Annotated in this window: 16 protein-coding genes; 11 read left to right on the forward strand and 5 right to left on the reverse strand. The window is 55.9% G+C overall.

Annotation, left to right across the window (positions count from 1 at the left end; genetic code table 11):
* Positions 1 to 65: 65 nt before the first annotated feature.
* Together Q3O59_RS12710 and Q3O59_RS12715 are read left to right on the forward strand one after the other, a co-directional pair.
* Complete coding sequence (locus Q3O59_RS12710) at positions 66 to 1,550, forward strand: SulP family inorganic anion transporter (RefSeq protein WP_305945927.1); 1,485 nt, start codon at positions 66 to 68, stop codon at positions 1,548 to 1,550.
* A gap of 10 nt (positions 1,551 to 1,560) precedes the next feature.
* Entirely contained in the window at positions 1,561 to 2,415 is an 855-nt protein-coding gene (locus Q3O59_RS12715; protein ID WP_305945928.1) for a universal stress protein, read from the forward strand.
* A 63-nt stretch (positions 2,416 to 2,478) separates the two neighbouring features.
* Here the strand turns inward: Q3O59_RS12715 and Q3O59_RS12720 are convergent, their stop codons facing one another.
* The 4 genes from Q3O59_RS12720 to Q3O59_RS12735 all read right to left on the reverse strand — a co-directional run bounded on the left by Q3O59_RS12720 (position 2,479) and on the right by Q3O59_RS12735 (position 6,658).
* A complete protein-coding gene (locus Q3O59_RS12720; RefSeq protein WP_305945929.1) occupies positions 2,479 to 3,870 on the reverse strand; it encodes a Na+/H+ antiporter NhaC family protein in 1,392 nt (463 codons plus the stop codon).
* Positions 3,871 to 3,989: 119 nt separating this feature from the next.
* Positions 3,990 to 4,703, reverse strand: coding sequence for an OmpW/AlkL family protein (locus Q3O59_RS12725; RefSeq protein ID WP_305945930.1), 714 nt, complete (start codon positions 4,701 to 4,703; stop codon positions 3,990 to 3,992).
* A gap of 152 nt (positions 4,704 to 4,855) precedes the next feature.
* Positions 4,856 to 5,407 (reverse strand): NADPH-dependent FMN reductase, encoded by a 552-nt coding sequence (locus tag Q3O59_RS12730; protein ID WP_305945931.1) that lies wholly within the window; start codon positions 5,405 to 5,407, stop codon positions 4,856 to 4,858.
* 45 nt (positions 5,408 to 5,452) lie between these two features.
* A complete protein-coding gene (locus Q3O59_RS12735; RefSeq protein WP_305945932.1) occupies positions 5,453 to 6,658 on the reverse strand; it encodes an exo-beta-N-acetylmuramidase NamZ family protein in 1,206 nt (401 codons plus the stop codon).
* 138 nt (positions 6,659 to 6,796) lie between these two features.
* Here Q3O59_RS12735 and Q3O59_RS12740 point away from each other — a divergent pair, with 138 nt between their 5' ends.
* The 6 genes from Q3O59_RS12740 to Q3O59_RS12765 all read left to right on the forward strand — a co-directional run bounded on the left by Q3O59_RS12740 (position 6,797) and on the right by Q3O59_RS12765 (position 14,421).
* On the forward strand, positions 6,797 to 8,623 hold the full coding sequence (locus Q3O59_RS12740) for a glycoside hydrolase family 3 protein (protein ID WP_305945933.1): 1,827 nt from the start codon (positions 6,797 to 6,799) through the stop codon (positions 8,621 to 8,623).
* Positions 8,620 to 9,810 carry an acyltransferase family protein gene (locus tag Q3O59_RS12745; RefSeq protein ID WP_305945934.1) on the forward strand — a complete coding sequence of 397 codons (1,191 nt, stop codon included), beginning with the start codon at positions 8,620 to 8,622 and terminating at the stop codon, positions 9,808 to 9,810. Before Q3O59_RS12740 ends, Q3O59_RS12745 begins: the two co-directional genes overlap by 4 nt.
* Positions 9,811 to 9,891: 81 nt before the next feature.
* Entirely contained in the window at positions 9,892 to 12,456 is a 2,565-nt protein-coding gene (locus Q3O59_RS12750; protein WP_305945935.1) for an EAL domain-containing protein, read from the forward strand.
* 238 nt (positions 12,457 to 12,694) lie between these two features.
* On the forward strand, positions 12,695 to 13,642 hold the full coding sequence (locus Q3O59_RS12755) for a tetratricopeptide repeat protein (RefSeq protein ID WP_305945936.1): 948 nt from the start codon (positions 12,695 to 12,697) through the stop codon (positions 13,640 to 13,642).
* Positions 13,643 to 13,918: 276 nt separating this feature from the next.
* Positions 13,919 to 14,170 (forward strand): type II toxin-antitoxin system Phd/YefM family antitoxin, encoded by a 252-nt coding sequence (locus Q3O59_RS12760; RefSeq protein ID WP_305945937.1) that lies wholly within the window; start codon positions 13,919 to 13,921, stop codon positions 14,168 to 14,170.
* Positions 14,167 to 14,421, forward strand: coding sequence for a Txe/YoeB family addiction module toxin (locus Q3O59_RS12765; protein WP_305945938.1), 255 nt, complete (start codon positions 14,167 to 14,169; stop codon positions 14,419 to 14,421). The genes Q3O59_RS12760 and Q3O59_RS12765 overlap by 4 nt, the downstream gene beginning before the upstream one ends.
* Positions 14,422 to 14,556: 135 nt before the next feature.
* Here the strand turns inward: Q3O59_RS12765 and Q3O59_RS12770 are convergent, their stop codons facing one another.
* Entirely contained in the window at positions 14,557 to 14,913 is a 357-nt protein-coding gene (locus Q3O59_RS12770; protein WP_305945939.1) for a thiol-disulfide oxidoreductase DCC family protein, read from the reverse strand.
* Between the two features lie 269 nt (positions 14,914 to 15,182).
* Between Q3O59_RS12770 and Q3O59_RS12775 the strand changes: the two genes are divergently transcribed.
* Genes Q3O59_RS12775 through Q3O59_RS12785 form a run of 3 tightly spaced genes read left to right on the forward strand, consistent with a single transcriptional unit; the run spans position 15,183 to position 22,620 of the window.
* A complete protein-coding gene (locus tag Q3O59_RS12775) occupies positions 15,183 to 16,241 on the forward strand; it encodes an efflux RND transporter periplasmic adaptor subunit (RefSeq protein ID WP_305945940.1) in 1,059 nt (352 codons plus the stop codon).
* A gap of 9 nt (positions 16,242 to 16,250) precedes the next feature.
* Positions 16,251 to 19,559, forward strand: coding sequence for an efflux RND transporter permease subunit (locus Q3O59_RS12780; RefSeq protein WP_305945941.1), 3,309 nt, complete (start codon positions 16,251 to 16,253; stop codon positions 19,557 to 19,559).
* Positions 19,552 to 22,620: an efflux RND transporter permease subunit gene (locus Q3O59_RS12785; RefSeq protein ID WP_305945942.1), complete on the forward strand. Its 3,069-nt coding sequence runs from the start codon at positions 19,552 to 19,554 to the stop codon at positions 22,618 to 22,620. Before Q3O59_RS12780 ends, Q3O59_RS12785 begins: the two co-directional genes overlap by 8 nt.
* Positions 22,621 to 22,737 lie beyond the last annotated feature (117 nt).

The following is a 22,737-nucleotide window of genomic DNA, read 5'->3' on the forward strand; positions in this document are numbered from 1 at the left end:
TGTCACTGACAGTTGGTCATTTCTGGCGCTTGTTACTTTCAACCGAACGACGCGGGACGAACAAGATGCTTGCTTCTATCAAACAAAACTGGTTTTCCAATCTGCGCGGTGATGTGCTGGCTGCCATTGTGGTGGCGCTGGCGCTGATCCCTGAAGCCATTGCCTTTTCCATTATTGCTGGGGTCGACCCCAAGGTCGGCCTGTACGCTTCTTTTTGCATTGCCGTGATCACGGCGTTTGCCGGTGGCCGGCCGGGGATGATTTCGGCGGCTACCGGTGCCATGGCTTTGCTTATGGTGACTCTGGTACGCGAGCATGGCCTGGAGTATCTGTTGGCCGCGACCTTGCTCTGTGGTCTGCTGCAAATTGTGTTTGGGCTACTCAAACTCGGTGAGCTGATGCGCTTTGTGTCGCGCTCGGTGGTCACCGGCTTTGTCAATGCGCTGGCGATTCTGATCTTTATGGCGCAGTTGCCGGAGCTGACCGGCCAGCATGGCTCTGTGCTGGTGTACAGCATGACGGCTCTGGGTTTAGCCATTATTTACCTGTTCCCTTATGTCACCAAAGCCATACCTTCACCGTTGGTCTGTATTGTGGTACTCACCGCACTGGCTTTGTACTTTGGTTTAGATCTTCGGACTGTCGCTGATATGGGCGAGCTGCCGGACAGCCTACCGATTTTCCTGTGGCCGGATGTGCCGCTGAACTTTGACACCCTGGCCATCATTTTCCCGTACTCGCTGGCGCTGGCTGTGGTGGGTATTCTGGAATCCTTGATGACCGCCACTATTGTCGATGATTTAACCGATACCAGCAGCGATAAAAACCGTGAGTGCGTGGGCCAGGGCGTCGCCAATATCGGCTCGGGTTTGATTGGTGGTATGGCCGGTTGTGCCATGATTGGTCAGTCGGTGATTAACGTCAAATCCGGTGGCCGCACCCGGTTATCCACCTTATTGGCCGGGATCTTGTTGCTTATTCTGGTGGTTTTTCTGGATCAGTGGGTGGGTCTGATCCCGATGGCGGCTCTGGTGGCGGTGATGATTATGGTGTCCATTGGGACCTTTGACTGGAGCTCGGTACGAAACTTAAACACCAATCCGAAAAGCTCCAGTGTGGTGATGATTGCGACCGTAGTGGTGGTGGTCTTTACCCATAACCTGGCTTATGGTGTACTGGTGGGTGTGCTGCTAAGTGCGTTGTTTTTTGCCAACAAAGTGGGCCGGATTTTGTACATTGGTTCCAGCTTGTCTGGCGACGGCCAAGAGCGCAGTTATCAGGTGGTGGGTCAGGTATTTTTCACCTCGGCCGAGCAGTTTATTGCGGGCTTTGATTTTAAGGAAGCGGTGGAAAAAGTTCGCATCGATCTAAGCCGGGCTCACTTTTGGGATATCACCGCCATCAGCTCGCTCGATAAAGTGGTGCTGAAGTTTCGCCGTGAAGGCACCGAGGTTGAATTGATTGGCCTGAATGAAGCCAGCGCTACCCTGGTGGATAAATTTGCTGTGCACAACCGCCCGGATGCGGTCGAAAAACTGATGGGACATTAGGAGAAATAGCATGATCAAAAAAGTCATGGCCTGCATTGATGCCTCACCCTATGCCGAGGCGGTCTGTGATTACAGCGTCTGGGCGGCCAATCGCCTGAGTGCACCTTTGTCGATGCTGCATATTTTGGATAAAGCCCAGCACACCAATACGCCGGATTTAAGCGGCACCATTGGCCTTGGATCGCAGGAAATTCTGCTGGAGCAATTGGCCGAGTTGGATGAGAAACATGCCAAGCTGGCGTTAGAGCGCGGTCGTCATATTTTAAGCGCTGCCAAAGCTCGAGCGGAAACCGCTGGCATTGCTGAGGTCGATGAGCGTTTGCGGCATGGCCACTTTGTGCAGAGTTTGCTGGAGCTGGAAGAGGAAACCCGTTTGTTGGTGCTGGGCAAGCGTGGCTTCAGCAGTGCCGATGCGCACGGCCAGCTGGGGCTGCATGTCGAAGGCTTGATCCGCAGCACGCAAAAACCGGTGCTGCTGACCCAACAACACTTTGTCGAGCCGACCAGCCTGCTGATGGCCTATGATGGCAGCGAAACCGCCACGAAAAGCCTGAATATGCTGGCTGAAAGTCCTTTATGCAAAGGCTTGCCATGCCATCTGGTGATGGCCGGTGCCGATGTTGAGGCGGCCAGGGCGCAGCTGGAACAGGCAGCCGGGAAGCTGCGTAGCGAAGGCTTTGAAGTGACCGTGGCGATTGTGGCCGGTGAGCCGGATGTGGTCCTGAACCAGTACCAGCAGGATCATGACATCGGTTTGTTGGTGATGGGCGCTTATGGCCACAGCCGCATTCGCCAGTTCTTTTTGGGCAGTACCACTACGGCGATGATTAGCAAAGCCAAGAGTTCTTTGCTGGTACTGCGTTAGCCCTAGTCTTTTTACAAACTTCTTCAGTGACAGGGCATCAACCGATGCCCTGCTTCCTTCCCGTCAAATCATGATCCATCCTGCCGTCATAAAAGCGAAAAACGCCAGAATGCCGCAGAACAGCGCATAGGGCAGCTGGGTTTTTACGTGTTCCAATAAATCACAGCCAGCAGCCACTGAGCTGACGGCGGTGGTATCTGAAATAGGTGAGCAGTGATCGCCAAAGACGCCGCCACTTAAAATGGCGGCCAACACCAGCTCGGGCGGCAGGCCCAATACCATCACCATCGGCATGCCAATCGGAATCAAAATGGCAAAGGTGCCCCAGGAGGTGCCGGTGGTAAAGGAAATCAAGGCGCCGGCTAAAAACAGCAACGCTGGGATCAGGAACAGTGGCAGGGCATCGCTGACAATGGAGGCAATAAAGTCACCGGTACCCAATTGGCGCATGCTGGCGCCAAGGGCTAAGGAGAGCAGTACAATGGTGACCAGCGGCAGCAGTTCGTTCATGCCTTTAAAACCAATGCCCACCAGCTTTTTGTGGCTGAAGCGGCGGCTAATCAGCATCATGCTGTAGGCAATCAGACAAGCCAGGGTGGTGGCGTACAACACCGATTTCGAGCCGGAGCCATCGACCAGCTTGCCATCGCCGGTCCACAGCATAAAACCCACCATGGCAAGCACCAGGGTAAATAAGGGCACCAGCATAAAGGCTGGGTGGCTGGGCGCAATTTCCAGCTCGGTGTGTTTATCCAGCGTGTTCAGCTCTTTTTCCGACTGGCGCATCGGGCCATAAATTTTGCCGCTGACAATGGTGTACAGCACTACGACCAGCGTGATGATGGCGTAAAAGTTCAGCGGTATGGTGCCAATCAGCACCGCAACGGCACTTTTTTCCAGCTCGTACATGGAAACCAGGCCAAGAATGAAGGCGCCCCAGCCGTTGAGCAGGATCAGGATACAAATGGGCGCGCTGGTGCTGTCGATGATGTAGGCCAGCCGGGCCCGGCTCATGTGAAATTTATCGAACAAACCGCGTGCGGTAATACCGGCAGTCAGCGAGCTTAAGTTGGACTCAATAAACACCATGATGCCAATAAAAAACGTCAGTAGGCCGGTCTGGCGCTGATTGCGGGCAATGCCTTTTTTCACAAAGAGCTCGACCATGGCCGAGACCCCGCCGGAGTAGCGCATATACGCCAGCACAGCGCCAACCATCAGAGAGAACATTAGCAAGCGGGCGTTGTCGGTGGAGGAGGTCACGCCGACAATGCGCTCCAGGGTTTGCACCGGGCCATCCAGCAGGGCGGAGCTTACACCAAATTGGCCCGCTCGCAGCAGCAACAAGAGTTCAGCGCTGCACAACGAGACCAGTAAGGCCAGGATCACTTCTTTGCGCCACAGCACGACGGCAATGGCAACCAGGGCGGGCAGAATGGTCAACCAGTCAGACAAAATTGGATCCTCTTGGGTACGGGGCAGTGCCAGGGTGCTATCTTACTGTACTTTAGAGGACCAACTCAGGCTTGTCATTCCCTGAATGAGGGGGAGCAGCGAAAGCTGCTCCTGACAGTTTAGCGGAAGCTGTAGCGCAGACCAACCATCACGATGGTCGGATCGATGCTGACATCCACCGGTTGCACCGTAGTGCCATTGACTTTGACCTTGGCATCGGTATCGATATCGGCCCAGGCGATCATCGCATGCAAGCCCCAGTTGTCGCTGAGCTTGTAATTAAAACCAGCCTGCAGCGCAATGCCAACCGAATTTTTCAGCGATAAAGACACATCATCACTGGCCTGAGCGGCTTCCAGAGCGACCAGTGTATTCACCAGCTCAGGGGCTACTTTTTCGGAGAAAAATACTGTGTAGTTGACGCCAGCACCGACAAAGGGGCGGAAGTCAGCATTGGCACTGCCAAAGTTGTATTGCGCCAGTAAGGTGGGTGGCAGATGTTTGGTTTTGCCGACAGGCAGACCATCCACCGCTGAACCTTTCACCCGGATATTATGGGAGAAAGGGGTGGCAGCAATCAGTTGCACGCTCCAGTGATCGTCCAGTGCATAATCAAAGGTCAGACCCAGCTGGGTATTGCTGTTGACACCAACTTTAGCCGAGTTGGCTGGCAGACCGGCCACGGTTTCTACCACATTGAGGTAGCTGCTGTCATCATTCGGGCTAACGTTGATGGCACCGACGTTCACACTGAAGTTGGCCAGTGCCAGTGGGGAAAACAAAGCCGCAGTCAAAGCGGACAGTGGCAGCAAAGCAGTTGTCTTGTTGCGCATGGTGTACTCCATTTGGGATAGGTTCTGGCGCTTATTGTGCGCATCTGCCACCAGGAAAACCTGCGCCAGATCAAGCTTTGCACCCAGGGTAGATGGTCAGAAAGCAAAACTTTGATGCAGATTAAGTTTTTGAAGGGGGAAGGGAGAAATTGTTAGCTTATACCGTGCAACTGCTGGTGCCAGTCCTGCAGCCCTTGCAGGCTTTGCAGCAGTTTTTCCTGCAGCTTTTCATCCTGCAGGCTGCCATCGGTATCAAAGTTATTGTTAAAGGCACTGGCAAAAAACTCGGGTTTGGTCATCACCTGCAGATCCAGATAAACGCAGATCTGCCGCAAATGATACTGCGCCCGGGCAGTGCCCATGCCACCACCGGCGCCAATCAAGGCGGCTGCTTTACCGCGCAGCAGGTGGTTGTCCGGCTCGCGTGAGGCCCAGTCCAGCGCATTTTTCAGCGCTGGGGCTATCGAATAGTTGTACTCGGTGCAGGCCAAAAGCAGGGCATCGGCTTCGGCAAATTCGTGCAGCAAGTGCTGAACGGCTGGTGGCTTTTCTGCCAGGTCCGCATTGTAAAAAGGCACATCCAGCAAATCGGCGATGTGAATTTTCATGCCGGATGGAGCATGCGCCTGCGCATAACGCAGCAAGCCGCGGTTGGTTGATTTTGCCCGCAGGCTGCCACTGAGACCAAGTACCCGCACTGTCATGATGCTTCCTGTAGTTTGCTGTTCTGCTTCAAGCCTAGATGGGCATCAGGGGTAAAGCAAATAGGGCTGACGTTGGCGCAGAAAATGCGCCAGATCATCGTGCCAGCTGGCCCGGATTTCGGCTTCGGGGATTTGCGCCTCCAGCTGCAGCCTGAGCTGATCTGTGCCTGCCAGGCGGTCCATAAAGCCCGGTGAGGTAAACAAGGGTTGTCCTTGCTCAGCAAAGCGTTGTTGCCAATGGATCAGGTAGCTGAGATCAAGCCCCTGTGCGCTGACGTCACGCAAGTCCTGACCAAACACGGCTTTGTCCTGCAGTGGTGGGGTCAGGGCCGCGCCAGGCGTGGACACCGGCCGAAAGGAAAACGCCTGGTCCAGATCGTCGGTCAGCGCGAATTGGTCAAAGCCCAACACCTGAAAGGGGTAAGGCGTACCGCGGCCGACACTCATCGGGGTGGCTTCAAAAAAGCCCAGCGAGGCATAAAGCGCAATCGACTGGTCGTTCGGTAAGTTGGGGCTGGGACGTATCGGTAAGGAGTACGGTTTATCGCGGCGGTATTGCTGCATGGGGATCACGGTCAGTTGCAGGGCTTCGGCATTGGGGATCCAGCCCTCGCCCTGGATCATCAGTGCCAGTTCCCCCACGGTCATGCCATGCAAGAGGGGAATGGGATGCATGCCAACGAAGGATTGAAACGCCAGGTCCAGCACAGGGCCATCGACATAACGGCCATTGGGGTTCGGACGGTCTAAAATAAGGACTTTGGTGCCTTCGGCGGCGGCAACCTCCATCAGGTAGTGCATGGAGCTGATGTAGGTGTAGTAGCGCACCCCAACATCCTGGATATCAAAAATGACCACATCCAAAGCGCGCATTAGCTCGGCAGATGGCCTGCGGTTGCTGCCATACATCGATGCTATGGGTAAGCCGGTGCGCTCATCCACGCTGTGATCCACCTTGGCGCCGGCATCGTGATCGCCGCGAAAGCCGTGCTCCGGTGCAAAAATCGTCTGAATGGCGATGCCCTCGGCCAACAAAGCATCCACCAGGTGCTGCTCGCCAAGACGCGAGGTTTGATTGACCAAAAGCCCTACTTTCTTATCGCGCAGCAGCGGCAGATAAAGCCCGCTTTGTTCGGCACCGAGCAGAAAACTTGTTTCCTGAGGCTGTGCGGAGGAGGGGGGCGTTGGCTCTGGAGCAGGTTGACAGCCGGTCAGCAACAGCAGCAAGCAGGAGAAGCGCAGCAAAAACATGGTATTATCCGGGCAACTGAACAGTGACTCTCTTTATAGCATGGTGACAAAAGAGTGCGAACCCCCTGCTGGGGTATAAACTGTAGGGTGGTTTGGCTCTATGCTGAAGTCAGCGCTAAGAGAGGATAGGAGTAGCGGATGCGTTGCTGGATTGGACTGGGGGTTTTGATGGTGGGGATGCAGGCGATGGCACATCAGCTGGAATCAGTACCACTGCGTACTGTGTTGGCACAAAAAATCATGCTGGACCTGCGTTACTACTGCGCCGAGCCGGTGGCCGCAAACCACTGCCGTACGCCGATGACAGAGCTGCCGGCAGAGTTGGCGCAGCTGATCCGCGACACCGAGTTGGGCGGGGTTATTCATTTTGCCGAGAATGTGCAGGAGATTGGTCAAATCCAGCGGCTGAACCGGCAACTGCAGCAGGCGGCCCGGCAAAGCCAACATCGGTTGCCGCTCTTTATTGCGGTGGATCAGGAAGGGGGCCGGGTGGCTCGCTTACCCAGACATCAGGCGACCACCTTTAGTGGCAATATGGCCATAGGGGCGACCTACGCCAGGCATGGTGTGCGTTATGCCACTCAGGTGGGGCAGGTGCAGGCCAAAGAGTTGCTGGCGCTGGGTTTTAATCTGAATTTTGCCCCAACGGTGGATGTCAACAACAACCCGGCCAATCCGGTGATCAACGTGCGTTCCTATGGCGACGATCCAAGCCGAGTGGCCGAGTTGGGCGCTGCCAAAGTGGCCGGCATGCAGCAGCAGGGTATGATGGCGGCGCTGAAGCACTTTCCTGGCCATGGCGATACCGAGGTCGATAGCCATCTGGGCCTGCCTGTGGTGCGCCACAGTCGGGAGCGCATTGATGCCATCGAGCTGGCACCTTTTGCCCACATTATCGACCAGGCTCCACCGGCCATGATCATGACCGCCCACATTCAGTTTCCGGCGCTCGATAGCAGTACCTTAGAGGGCCGGGATGGCCACACTTTTATCAAACCTGCGACCTTGTCCCGGGACATTCTGACCAATTTATTGCGCAACGAACTGGGTTATCAGGGAGTGGTGGTGACCGATGCGCTGGATATGAAAGGCATCACCGACTTTTTCAGTCCGGAGCAAGCGGTGATCCAGGCCTTTGCGGCTGGAGCCGACATAGCGCTGATGCCGGTAAAAATTCAAAGCCCGGCAGAGCTGGGGCAGTTGGATGCTCTGCTTGATGTGCTGGAACAAGCCGTTTCGGCTGGCAAGCTGGATGAAACGGAGTTAAGAGCCTCGTTTGCTCGTGTGCACCGGTTAAAACAGCAGCTGCCCAGCCAGTTGCCGGAGCTCTCTGTGCTGGCACACCCGGAACATAGGGCGCTGGAGCTGGCACTGGCGCGTGACAGCATGACTCTGGTGCGCAACCACAAGCAACTGCTGCCGCTTAAGCCGGATGCTGCCAAACCCTGGCTGCTGTTGATGCCGGATCAAAGCCGCTGTGAAGCCATGCTGGCGGCACTGAGCGCTCGCGGCGTCGCCTCCGGGCAGCTGCACTGCTTCAGTGCTCTGACGGAGCATTGGCCCGATGTATTGGCGGCGCTGGATAGCAGCGCTGTGCTGATCACCGCCATGGTGACTCCGATGCCAAGCCTGGCGGAGTTGGGCGGATTGGACGATGTGGCGGCTTTGGGTGGTTTGCAACGGGCCTACCAGCAGTTGGAACAGCGTCTGCAACAACTCAGTGCCGAGGCCAAAGTCCGGAAGATCCCGGAAGTTTACCTCAGTTTACGCAGCCCCTACGATCTGCAACAATTCGGGGCGAATGCGGCAGCGGTGCTGGCCAGTTACGATTACCATACCCGGGTTGACCCTGCAACGGGGACGCACAGCGGGCCAGCCTTTGAAGCCCTGGCCGATGTGCTGCTTGGCCGCTATCCAGCACGGGGGGAGTTGCCGGTGCAACTGCCGGCGGAGCCTGCACGATGAAAGCATGGTGGCAGCGTCACTGCGATGGTATTTTGCAGCAGCTGCCCGCCGATCGACTGCTGGCGCTTGATCTGTTTCGTGGTATCACCATCACCGCGATGATTCTGGTGAATAATCCTGGCAGTTGGGTACACATCTATGCGCCGCTGCGCCATGCCGAATGGCACGGCTGGACCCCAACCGATCTGATTTTCCCGTTTTTTATCTATATTGTCGGTGTCTCCATGCAGCTCAGCTTAAGCAAGCAGCAGCGCAGCCGACCCGCTCAGCTGCTGAGCGGAAGCCTGCGCAGCCTCAAGCTGATTGCTCTGGGTCTGATGCTGGCACTGGCCTACTACAATCTGAGGGATCCCAACTTTGACTGGGTCGAGCAGCGCTTGCTGGTGCTGCGTTACCCAGGGGTCTTGCAGCGCATTGGTGTGGTGTATTTTATCAGTTTGTTGCTGGTGCTAGTGCTTGCCTGGCGCGGGCGTTTGCTTTCCGCTTTGCTGCTATGCGGTGTTTATTTGCTGGCCATGTTTGGCCTGACTTATCAGGATGATGCCGGCAACAGTTATCGTGGCTTGCTGGAGTATGGCAACAACTTTGCCGCCTGGTTGGATCATCGGCTGCTGGGGCCCAATCATCTGCTCTACCGGAGCGCGACCCCTTTTAGCTTCGATCCGGAAGGGCTCTGGTCCACCTTGCCTGCCATCAGCAGTTGCCTGGCCGGGGTGCTCACCGCCCAGTACCTGCAACAGCCGGGAGCTTTGACCAGTAAAATTAAGACGCTGCTGCTGTTTGGTGTCGCTGCGGTGTTGCTGGCCGAGCTTTGGCATGGCTGGTTGCCCATCAACAAAGCTTTGTGGACGCCGAGCTTTGTGTTGCTTAGTACCGGCTATGCCTGGTTGGTGCTGGCGCTGTCGTTGTGGCTCTGTGATATCCGCGGGTATCGCCGCTGGACCGCACCTTTTGTGGTCTTTGGTGCCAATGCCATTTTATTCTTTGTGGCGGCCGGGCTGGTGGCCCGCTTGCTTGGCATGATCCCGATTGGCACGACGGTGCTGCAGCCCTGGTTGTACCGCAGCTGGTTTCAGCCATTCTTTGGCAATGAGCTTGGCTCTTTGATGTTTGCACTGTGCTTTTTGTTGCTGGCTTATCTGGCCATGTACGGCTGTTACCGCAAAGGCTGGATTTGGAAAGTATGACGGTGCTCGTTCTGGCAGCAAGGTTTGCATTTTTAGCAGGATGGCATAAGCTCTAAATTATCCGTCAACAAAAATGAAACCATGCGCTTACTTTCAATGATGGTGTTGCTGGTATGGTTGCAACCGCTCTGGGCACAGCTTTTGGCCGATACCAGTGAGCGTCCACTGGTGGTAGGCGTGTACCACAACCCACCTAAACTCAAAACTGCAGCTGATGGCAGCCCCAGCGGTATTCTGGGTGAGCTGTTGGTGGAAATTGCCCGACGGGAAGGTTGGCAGCTGCATACGGTTTCATGCGATTGGAGTTATTGCCTGCGTTTTTTGTTGGATGGCGAGATCGACTTATTGCCGGATATGGCCTTTAGTGAGCAGCGAGCTGAACAGTTTCATTTTCACCAAACGCCGGCGTTGTACAGCTGGTCTCAGTTGTATGGTCGTAGCGGCGTGCAGATCACCGAGATTGCGGAGTTAGGCGGACAACGCATCGCTGTGTTGCTGGATTCCGTGCAGCAAAGCTACCTGCAGGCATTGCTGGAAACGCATCATTTGGAAGCAGAGCTGGTGCTGGTCGAGTCTCTGGCAGAGGCATTTGCTCTGGTTCAGGCCGGACGCGCGGATTTGGTGGCAGCCAATCATTATTTTGGTCAGCAACAAGCGCAACGCTACCAGTTGACCCCCAGCCCCTGGTTGTTTCAACCCAGTCGGCTGTTCTATGCCAGTCGGCTGGGGCAGCAACAGCAGGTGTTAAGCACGCTGGATAACTACCTGCAGCGCTGGCAGCAGCAGCCGGACTCACCTTACTATCAAATTCTGCAGCGCTGGGGCAGTGGAGAGCCGGAACTGCAGCAAAGTGGACAGCTATACCGCAGCCTGCTGCTGGTTGCGATGATCGTACTGATGCTGGTTTTTACCGGTGCTTTGGTGCTGCGGTGGCAGGTAAAACAGCAAACCCGGCACCTGAAAGCCAGCGAAGCCAGACTCAATACCATCCTTGATTCGGTCGATGCCTATATTTACATCAAAGATACCCAGCTGCGCTACCAATACATCAATCACAATGTCGCTAAGTTATTTGGTTGCACGCCAGAGCAAGCCGTGGATCATGATGACTTTGCTTTTTTTGATCATCAGACCGCGAGCAAGCTGCAGCACAACGATCATTTGGTGCTGCAAAGTGGCAAGCGCTGGGTGCATGAAGAGGAAAATACCACCAGCGATGGCCGGGTCACTCAAACTTTTTTAAGCGTAAAGATTCCGCTGCGGGATGCCATTGGCAAGATATATGCGCTCTGCGGTATTTCCACCGATGTCACCGAGCACAAACAGCAACAGGAAGCCATTCATAAGTTGGCATTTTACGATGCGCTGACCGGTTTACCGAACCGTAGGCTGCTGCTCGACAGGCTGCAGCAGGCTTATGCGCTGTTTCAGCGTCAGCAGCAGCAAGGTGCCCTGATGTTTATCGACCTGGATCACTTCAAGGATTTAAACGATACCCTGGGCCATGCGGTAGGAGATGAGTTTTTATTGCAAATTGCCAGGCGTTTGCAGCAGGGGCTTCGTCAATGCGACACCCTGGCCAGGTTAGGAGGCGATGAGTTTGTTATTTTACTGTTGGAGTTGCCCGATGACCACCAACGTGCCTGGCAGCGGGTGCAGGTGATCGGTGACAAGGTCTTGCAGCTGCTGGCCGAGCCAGTGCTGTTGCAACAGAAACCCTATCAGGCTTCAGCCAGTATCGGTGTAGCCATGCTCTCCGATGGCAACAGCGTGGATGAGTTGATGCAGCGGGCCGATATGGCGATGTACGATGCCAAGAACCGTGGCCGCAACCGGCTGCGCTTTTTTAATCAGCAGATGCAGCTGGATGTTACAGAGCGGGCCGTTTTGACCAATCGGTTGCGGACTGCACTTGGCAATCAGGAGTTGTATCTCGAGTACCAGCCGCAGTTTAATGAGCAACAGGGCATGATTGGAGCCGAGGTGCTGCTGCGGTGGCATCATCCTGAGCATGGTCATTATGCCCCGGCTGATTTTATTCCGGTTGCTGAGGCAACGGGTTTAATCGTGCCGATTGGGAACTGGGTGTTGATGCAAAGCTGCTTTACGCTGGCGGATTGGTCGAACGATGCGCGCTACCAACACTGGCAGCTAGCGGTGAATATTAGCGCGCGTCAGTTGTTGGACAGTCATTTTGTGTCAGGGCTGGCCGATATGCTGGCGCAGACCGAGGCACCACCTCAGCGCTTGCTGCTGGAGATCACAGAAAGTCAATTGCTGGATGATACCGAGCTGGCGCATAAGCAGTTGTATCAGCTTGCCAGGATGGGCATTCAGATTGCGATGGATGACTTTGGCACCGGCTATTCATCGCTTCAATCCTTGAAAAACTTGCCGTTGCGCCAACTTAAAATAGATCGGAGTTTCGTGCGCGATCTGTTGGATGACAGCAGCGATGAGGCCATTGTCCGAACCATTTTGGCGCTTGGTAAGAGCCTGGAGCTGGAAGTCGTAGCGGAAGGGGTTGAAACAGCTGCGCAATTTAAAGCCTTGCACCAGCTCGGTTGCCGTCAGTTTCAGGGCTTTTATCTGGGGCGCCCGGCTTCGCTTGAACAACTCTATACGTTGGTGAACGAACGCTCCTAGGCCAAACAGATAAAACTCGGTTGAGTTGAGGCTGGATAGCTGCGAGCCAACAGTGTTGCTGCTCTAGTGGATACTTTTAAACAACTGGTTACACTTTGTTGCAGCTTGATGCTCTTTTTTAGGTGCGGTACAGCGACATCCTGCGTAGGATGTGGCTGTCATCTTCGTTTGGAGCACTATCATGAGATCCATCAGGACACTTCTTTTCGGCGCCGCACTCTGCGGGAGCGGTATCGTTTTGGCAGCTCCCTCACCCCTGGAACAAGCCAGTGCATTGATGGAGCAAAAGGACTATCAACAGTTGCAGGCATTGTTGGAGCCAGTTCAGAGCCAGTACCGGCGTGATGCCAGTTATTGGTATTTGCTGGGGCGGGCTGCTATGGGCTTGTCCGATACCGCTGCGGCGGAAAAGCATCTGAAAAGAGCCGCTGAGCTCAATAGCAATCAGGCTGAGTATCAATTCTGGTACGGTCAAAGCAGCTGCAATCAGGCTCAAAACGTCAATATGCTAAGAGCACGAGGCTTTGCCATTCGCTGTCGCGATGCCTTTGCTTCTGCTGTGAAACTTGAGCCGGAAAATATCAGCTACCAGCGGGCCTTGGCTCAGTTTCATATGCATGCACCTTCTATCGCCGGGGGGGATAGAAAACAGGCTTTATTGATTGCGCAAGACGTTAAGCAGATCGATGGCTTGCAAGGCGAGTTGATGGCGCTGGAAGTGCATGTAGCCAATCAGGATCTGGCTGCTTTTGAAGCCCTGGTGGGCGGATCCGAGTTGTTGCAAGCGCGACCGGAGCCTTTTGTGCTGCGTGGTATTTACCAACAGCAGCAGGATGCGCATGAACAGGCCATTGCAGAGTTTGAGCAGGCGACTCAGCTCAGTATCGATCCAGACGATAAGGCGGCCGTAGCGCAGGTGTTGACCGCCTGGTACCAGCTGGGTCGAAGCGCCTTAGTGGGGAAAACCCAGTTGGAGAAGGGCATTGCCGCCTTACAGCATTACCGCACTCAGTTGGATACAGCAGAATTCACAGCACTGCCTGATATGGACTGGGCAGATTTGCGCCTGGCGCAGCTGTATTTGCTGCAGGAGGAAACCGAGCTGGCGCGTGCCTTGCTGGAGCCATTAAAGGCCAGCAGTCAGGATCAGCGGATTTTGGCTGAGATCAATAAGCTTTCGATTTAAATAGTGTCCGTCCAGAAAGGTGGGCACTAGCGCAGCGCAGGGATGCGCTGCCATTTTCATTGCGTGGTAACGCATTGAAAATGTGAGATAAATGGAAATCGAAATTTTCATTTGTCGTTCCTGAATAAGGGCAGGAGCCCGTTTCTGGATGAAAACTAAATAGTGCGCTGATTGGCCGCGAAGTTGCTACCAACATGGTTACCGGTTAGCGCATTGAACAATATCAATTTGTACTGTATTCTGTCCATGTTCAACATCCTGTACAGGGGTAATCGAGTGGATGCCATTAGCTATACTGCCGCCAGAACCAACCTGGCAAAAACCATGCAGCAGGTCTGTGAAGACCATGCTCCGGTCATTATCACCCGCAATAAGGCGCAATCCGTGGTGATGATCTCGCTTGAAGATTACGAAGCGTTGCAAGAAACGGCTTATCTGCTTCGTGTACCCACCAATGCCCGGCGCTTGCTGGAGTCCATTGCGGAGCTGGAGCAAGGCAGGGGGCAGGAAAAGGAACTGCTTGAATGAAGCTGATCTTCTCCGAGCATGCCTGGGAAGATTATCTGTACTGGCAGAAAACCGACAAAAAGATCATCAGCCGCATCAACAAGCTGATCAAGGAAGTGATGCGGGAACCCTTTGCGGGCGTCGGTAAACCAGAGCCGCTGAAACACAACCTTGCCGGGTACTGGTCTCGGCGTATCAACGAAGAGCACCGCATGGTGTACAAGATCACGGACGATGCTTTGCTGATTGCTCAGCTTCGATATCACTACTGATTTACCAGGTTAATACACTCTAAACTTACCAAGGCTGAGCGATACCGCGAGCAGGTGGATTGTCGTAGCGGCAAGAGCGCCAGCATATGCGGCCTGCTCAAATGTCGTAACAGCGATACGACAATTTGGAGTACTCTAAAGCCGTCCCTCCCGCGCCAGACGACGGCGCACCCAATGCCGGTAGAGCCAGGAAAGAATAGATCGTATCAGCGGCAGGCCAATCAACCAGCCCAGCCAGCGGTAGCCGGGCAGGCGGGACAGCAGCAGTTGGTAGGCAGGTAGGGCCCGCAGCACCCGTCCTTGCTCATCCTGGACATGCAGCTCCAGTAGTGCTGCACGGGGCTCGATGCCCAGTGCCCGTAGTTCGTCGTCACGCCCGTTGATATCCAGCCATTCGACCTGCACACCCTGGCCGGCATGCTTCTGATACCAGGCCCGATCGCGAACACAGCCGGGGCAGGCGCCGTCGTAAAAAACCACTATTTTTGGCATCGCTGCTGTTCTCAAAGACACTGTCCAATCTAAAACACTATGCCATAGTGTGGCCATTAGCACCAAGCCTGGCAGGTTGCTGCATCGGTGAATAATTTGACTAAAAAAGTGGGGGATTTGACCATTTAAGCAAAATTAAAACAGACACCCTCTATCATGGTCAATTGATTATTTGATTTTAATTCATGATGTTATGGTGTTTTTGTTGTGTTGGCACGATGGCTGCACCAGCTGGTGAAATGATTCAGCTTCTAGCAAGGAACACCATCATGAACAAGCTTCTCTTTATCAGTGCCCTATTCACCGCCGGTCTGGTTTTAACCGGTTGCAATCAGGCGCAAAGCAGTCCTAACAAAGCCTCGGCAGATGACATTGCCATTCCGGTCGAAGTGGCTATCAGCCGCCAGGGCGAAATCAGCAGCAGCTACCGTACCACCACCACTTTGGCAGCCACCGAAGAAGCGGATTTGATCAGCAAGGCCAGTGGTGTGATTGAAAAAATTCTGGTCGAAGAAGGCGATGCGGTAGAGGCCGGTCAGCTGCTGGCGGTGCTGGATAACGAGCGGCAGCGGCTGATGCTGGCCAAAGAGCGGGCCGAGCTAAGCCGGCTGGAAGGCGAGTTGCAACGCATGAGCGAAATGCATCAGCGCCAACTGGTCAGCACCGAGGTGTACGACAAACTGCGCTGGCAGCTGGATGCCACCAAAGCAGCGGTTGATCTGGCCGAGCTGGCGCTGGCTGAAACTGAAATCCGTGCACCTTTTGCCGGGGTGATTTCGCGCCGTTATGCCAGAACTGGCCAGCTGATCAATCAGTTTACCGGCAAATCGCTGTTTCATCTGATTTCCAATCAGCGGCTGGAAGCGGTGGTGCACCTGCCAGAGCAGCAGTTGGCACAGGCCAGAGTCGGCCAGGGCGTGTTGCTGCAGCTGGCAGGTCATGCACCACTGCGGGCCGAGCTGAATCGCATTGCTCCGGTGGTGGATGCGCAATCCGGCACCGTGCGGGCGACCTTGCTGCTGGACAACCAGCATGGCCAACTGCGTCCGGGGCTCTTTGCGCAGGTCGAAGTGCAGTTTGATGTCAAAACCGATGCCTTGCTGATCCCGAAACGGGCGCTGATGAGTAGCGACAATCAGCACAGTGTCTATGTGCTGGACAGCGAAGGCCGGGTGCAGCGCCAAACCCTGGTGCTGGGCTATCAGGCTGAGCAGGCGGTTGAAGTGGTATCTGGCCTTGAAAGCGGCCAGCAGGTGGTGATTGCCGGCCATGCAGCGCTGAAAAATGACAGCCTGGTGCAGGTTGTTCACACCCGCGATTTTCACTAAGGACGCCCTATGAAACTGGTTGATGTCGCGGTTGCCCGCCCTGTTGCTATCTGGATGTTTACTTTTGGTATCCTGTTGTTTGGTCTGGTGTCGTTAAGCCGTTTGGCGGTGAATTTATTACCGGACTTGTCCTACCCAACCCTGACGCTGCGCACCGAGTTTGCCGGCGCAGCGCCGGCCGAAGTGGAGCAGCTGATCAGCAAGCCGATTGAAGAAGCACTTGGCGTGGTCAAAGGCGTGCGCCGGGTGCAGTCGGTGTCACGGGCGGGTCGCTCCGATGTGGTGCTGGAGTTTGACTGGGGCACCGATATGGATCTGGCCAGCATGGATGTGCGGGAAAAGCTCGACATTCTGATGCTGCCACTCGATAGCGACAAACCAGTGTTGCTGCGTTTTAACCCCAATCTGGAGCCGGTATTGCGACTGGCGCTAAGCCGCGAGCAAGGCCTGCAAAGCGAACGCCAGCTGGTCGAACTGCGCACCTTTGCCGACGAAGAATTACGGCGCTGGATGGAAGCCCTGCCCGGTGTGGCGGCGGTCCGCCCGGATGGCGGCTTGAGCCAGGAAATTCAGGTGCTGGTCGACCCGAATAAACTCAGTCAGTTGCAACTGGATGTGCACCTGATCAGTAGTCGGCTAAAGCAGGAAAACCTCAATCTGGCCGGTGGCCGCTTAGAAACGCCGGGCTACGATTACCTGGTGCGCACCATCAATCAGTTTCAGCAACTGAGCGATATGGAAAATCTGTACCTGACCACCATTGATGGCAGCCGCATTTTACTAAAAGACGTGGCTGAAGTGCGCGATGCCTTCGCCGACAGGCGCAGTGTCACCTACGTCAATGGCCAGGAAGCGATTGAAGTCGCCATCTACAAAGAAGGCGATGCCAACACCGTCGAGGTCGCCGAGCGGGTGCTGGCCGAGCTGCCCAGGCTGCAACAGCGGCTACCGGCCGGCTATCAACTGACGCTGGTGTACGATCAGTCGGCCTTTATCAAGCAAGCCATTGCCGATGTCAAATCCGCGGCCATGATAGGTGGCGCTTTGGCGATGCTGGTGCTGTATCTGTTTTTGCGCAATGTCTGGGCAACCGTGATTATTTCGGTGTCCATTCCGGTGTCGGTGATTGCCACCTTTAATTTGATGTATGGCCAGGGCATTACCCTGAATATGATGAGCCTGGGCGGCATTGCGCTGGCGGTCGGCTTGCTGGTCGATAACGCCATCGTGGTGCTGGAGAACATTGCCCGTCACCGGGAGCAGGGCGCGGATGCGCCGACGGCGGCCCGCAAAGGCACCGGCGAGGTGGCCATGGCCATTACCGCTTCAACACTGACCACAGTAGCGGTGTTTTTCCCGCTGGTTTTTGTCGAGGGCATTGCCGGCCAGCTGTTTCGCGATCAGGCGTTAACCGTTACTTTTGCGCTGCTGGTGTCTTTGCTGGTGGCGTTGACCTTAATTCCGACCATGGCCGCGCGGCAGTTGCGCCGCCCGCAAGCTTCTGGCGATGCAGATCTATTGACAGAACCAGCAAGTTTCCGCTGGTTGCCTGAACGCTGGTGTCTGTTGCCACTGAAGCCGCAGCGCTGGCCACTGATGCCGCTGCGCTGGGCGCTGAAAGGACTGCAGACGTCGCTGCAAGCGGTGCTGGCCCTGCTATTGCTGCTATGGAGGGCGCTTGGCTGGTTATTGGGACGTCTGTTCTCGCCTTTACTCTGGCTGGTGCAGGGCGCTTTGCGCCACCTGACCAGGGCCTATCGCACACTGTTGGGGCTGGCGCTGCAAGCCAAGCTCGCCACCATCGGCATCACCTTGGTACTGGCCGCGCTTTGCTACAGTGTGCTGCCACGCCTTGGCGCCAATGTGCTGCCGGAAATGGCACAGGGCGAGTTTTACCTGGAAGTTCAATTGCCGATAGGCTCGGCCATCGAGCAAACCGATGCGCTGATGACCGAACTGGCGGTCTTTGCCGCAGGGTTGCCGGAGATTGAGCGCAGTTATGGCCAGGCCGGTACTGGTAGTCAGATGACGGTGGATCCAAGCATTGGCGGCAGTCACTGGGGTCGCCTGTCGCTGGTACTGGCGGGTGGCGCCGATCCTTCGGCCGAAGCGCGCAGCATTGAGCAGCTGCGCAGCTTCCTGGCGCGTTACCCGGATGTGCAGGCCCGCTTTGAGCGGCCGCAGCTGCTGAGTTTTAGCACACCGCTGGAAATTGAGCTGGCCGGTTACGAGCTGGCCGAGCTAAAAAACGCAGCCGATGCACTGGTGCAGCGCTTGCAGCAGCAAGGGCGTTTTAGCGACGTGAAAAGCAGCCTGCGTCCCGGCCAACCGGAGCTGACGCTGTACTTTGATCACAGCCGGCTGGCACAGCTTGGCCTGACGGCCCGAGAAGTGGCGCAGCGGGTGGCTGTCTATGTCGGCGGCGATGTCGCCGGGCAGTTTTCAGTGCAGGATCGGAAAATTGATATTCGGGTGCGGCTGGACGAGGCCTACCGTCAGACCGAGCAGCAACTGGCCGAGCTGGTGATCAACCCGGGCAGTGCCACGCCGCTGCCATTGGCTGCAGTGGCCGATATTCGCCGTGAACTCGGCCCCAGCGAAATCACCCGCATTGCCCAGCAGCGGGTAGCTGTGGTCAGCGCCAATCTGGCCTATGGCGATCTGGAGCAGGCCACCCAGTTGGCGCGTCAGCTGCTGGCCGAGCAAATGCTGCCCTTTGGCGTGGTAGCCGAAGTTGTCGGCCAAAGTGAAGAAATGAGCCGGGCTTATAAGTCCTTGCTGATGGCCTTGTTGCTGGCAGTGTTCCTGGTGTATCTGGTGATGGCCTCGCAGTTCGAAAATCTGCTGCAGCCGCTGGTGATCCTGTTTACCGTGCCGCTGGCGGGTGCCGGTGCCATCCTTGGGCTCTGGCTGACCGGTACCGGCTTGTCGGTGATTGTGTTTATTGGTCTTATCATGCTGGCCGGTATTGTGGTCAACAACGCCATCGTGCTGATTGATCGCATCAATCAATTGCGTCAGAGCGGTTTGGCGCTGGCCGATGCGGTGCTGCAAGCCGGCGAGAGTCGTTTGCGCCCGGTACTGATGACCACTCTGACCACGGTGCTGGGCTTGTTGCCACTGGCTCTTGGCACCGGCGAAGGCAGCGAGGTACGGGCACCGATGGCGATTACCGTGATCTTTGGCCTCTTGCTCTCTACCTTGCTGACGCTGGTGTTTATTCCGGTGCTGTATGCGCTGGTGAGCCCGGATCGTGCGCCTGGCACTGAGCCGGCAGCAACCGATGCTGCAGTACTTTCGGAGGTGCAGCATGACTGAGCAACCATTGGCCATAACCCGGCTGGCATTAAGCCGGCCCATCACCGTCTTCATGCTGTGCATTTCGCTGCTGCTGTTTGGCGTGCTGGCCAGTCGTTTGTTGCCGCTGGAAAAATTCCCCGGCATCGACATTCCGGAGATCTACATTCAGGCGCCATACCCCAATGCCACCCCGGCCGAGATCGAGCGCTTGATCACCCGGCCGATTGAAGAAGCACTGGCAACGGTCTCAGGTATTCAGCAGATGCGCAGTTTCTCCAATGAAAACAGCGCCGATATCTCGCTGATGTTTAACTGGGACGAGCCTATCCGCAGTAAAAACATGGAAGTACGCGAACGGCTGGATGCGGTACGCGCCCAGTTGCCGGCTGATCTGGAGCGGGTCTTCGTGTTTCAGTTTAATACCGACGACATGCCGATTTTCCAGCTGCGTATTTCCAGTGAGCGGGATTTAGCCCTGGCCTACGATTTGCTCGAACAGCACATCAAGCGTCCGTTAGAGCGGGTGCCTGGGGTATCGAAAGTCGAGCTCTATGGCGTGGATAAACGCCAGGTCATTATCCGGCTCGATCCGGCCCGGTTGCATGCGCTCAATGTCGATCCGGCGCAGCTACTGGTACAGCTTCGGCAAAGCAACTTTGCCATCACGGCCGGCAGTTTGCAAAACCCGGAGCAGCATATGCTGGTCAAGCCGGTCGGTGAGTTTCGCTCGCTGAGCGAAATTGAGCGCCTGCCCATTCGCCCCGGCCTGCAGCTATCCGATGTGGCAACCGTGGCGCTGGAGCTACCAAAACGCGAGGATGGCCGGCATTTAAACCAGACTTATGCCGTTGGCATGAATGTGTTTAAAGACTCCGGTGCCAATCTGGTCGAGGTGGCCGATGCCGCCATGGCGGTGGTACGCGCCGCCGATCAAAATCCGGCTTTTGCCGGCATTCAGCTCTATGTGATGGACGATATGGCCAAGGGCGTGACGTCCTCACTGCGGGATTTGCTGCTGGCCGGCAGCATCGGGGCTGGCTTGTCCTTTGTGGTATTGTTCTTATTCTTACGCCACCTGGCCACCACTTTGGTGGTAGTGCTGTCGGTGCCTGCCGCCATCATTATGGCACTGGGTGCGATGTATTTTCTTGGGTATAGCTTAAATATCCTTAGCATGATGGGGCTGATGCTGGCCATTGGCATGCTGGTGGATAATGCGGTGGTGGTGACCGAAAGCATTTTCCGTGAGCGCGCTGCAGGGGGGGATGTGCGGGCAGCCACCGAACGGGGCGTGCGCCGGGTCAGCCTGGCAGTACTGGCGGGTACCGCCACTACTGCCATCGTATTTTTACCCAACATCATTGGCCAGAAAATGGATCTGACTATTTTCCTTGAGCATGTCGCCATTGCCATCTGCTTGTGTCTGGGTATTTCTCTGGTGCTGGCGCTTAGTTTAATACCGTTGTTAACCACCCGGCTGAAAGTACCAGAGCAGGATGGTGCCAAATCTGCATTTGGTGAACGTCGCTATGCCAGGCTGCTTGGCGCTGTGATGCGCTTTCCGAAACTGTCCGGTTTGTTGGCCTTGCTGGTACTTGGCAGCATTGTGATCCCGCTTGGTCAGGTGGGCAGTGGCGATGGCGATATGGAAGACAACAGCCGGATCTTTCTGAATTACCGGGTGCAGGGCAATTACAGCCTGGAAGAAGTGCGGGCCGAAGTCAGCCAGATGGAAGCCTTCCTGTACGACAACCAGCAGCGTTTTCACATTGAGTCGGTCTACAGCTATTACCGGGCCGGCTACGCCATTTCGATTATTCTGTTAAAAGACGACTTGCCGATGCCATTGGCCCAGTTGCGTCAGCAAATTCAGGCCGACTGGCCGGCGCTGGTGCGCTCGCGGCCGTCCTTTAGTTTTGGCGGCGGCGGCGGGGGCGGTTTGCAATTGCATCTGCTCGGCCCTTCCACTGAGGTCTTGCTGGAGCAGGCTGCGATGCTGGAGCCGATGCTCAGCAGCCTGGCTGCGCTTGATAACGTTAGCTCCGATCTGGAGCGGGGCCAGCAGGAGGTGCAGATTGTGCTGAACAAAGATGAACTGGCGCGACTGGACTTGCCGGCCAGTCTGGTGGCCGAGCGGGTCGCGCTGGCGCTGCGTGGTGCCAATCTGCGAACCTACCGCACTGAACAGCAGGGTGAAGTGCAGCTGCGGGTGCAGTTTGATGAGCGCATCAGCCAGTCGTTGGCCGAGCTGGCAGCTCTGCCCATCCTGGTGCAGGCGGGTAGCAGCATTCAGTTGCAGCAACTGGCCGAGCTAAAAATAGCGCCACGGCTATCACGCATTGGCCGGCTGAACCGTCAAACCGGCATCGCGCTTAGCATGAGCCTGGCTGATGGCGCTACCATGGAGCAGGCGCAGCAACAAATTCGCCAGCTGATGCGGCAAGTTGATTTACCGGCTGGTTATCAGTGGTCTTTTCATGGTGCTTTTCAGCGACACGATGAAGCGCAGCAGGTGATGCTGGTCAATATGCTGCTGGCGGTAGCGATGATCTACATTGTAATGGCCGCCTTGTTTGAGTCCTTGCTGCTGCCCAATGCGGTGATTGGCTCCTTGCTGTTTTCGCTGGTCGGGGTGTTCTGGACCTTCCTGCTGACCGGCACCTCGATGAGCATTATGGGCATGATTGGTATGCTGGTGCTGATGGGCATCGTCGTGAATAACGGCATCGTGCTGGTCGATCGCATCAATCAGGAGCGGCAATTGCAGCCAGAGACAGCGCTCAAAGACGTGATCATCTTAGCCTGCAGCGCACGGCTCAGACCCATTCTGATGACAGTCTCAACCACAGTGCTCGGTTTGTTGCCGCTGGCGCTGGGCGGTACTCAGCTGGCCGGCGATGGCCCAAGCTACGCCCCAATGGCCATTGCCATTATCGGCGGCCTGCTGTTTTCCACCTTAACCAGTTTGCTGCTGGTGCCACTGACCTATTACGCACTGGTTCGGCTACGTGAAGCGACCAGCCGGCTGCTGCAAGGCAGTAGCCGTTGGGCGAATAAGGTGTGGCAAGTGCAGTCGTAGTGACAGGCGGCCACAGCGCCGCTTTAGACTTAAAGCAGTTATATGCAGTTTAGCTATAGATTTAGCGGATTTAAGTATTTTTACTTCTTTAGTGCAACCGCTATCATAGCTGCAGTT

Origin of the sequence: Alkalimonas delamerensis (genome assembly GCF_030717955.1) — a bacterium.
Lineage (GTDB): Bacteria > Pseudomonadota > Gammaproteobacteria > Enterobacterales > Alteromonadaceae > Alkalimonas > Alkalimonas delamerensis.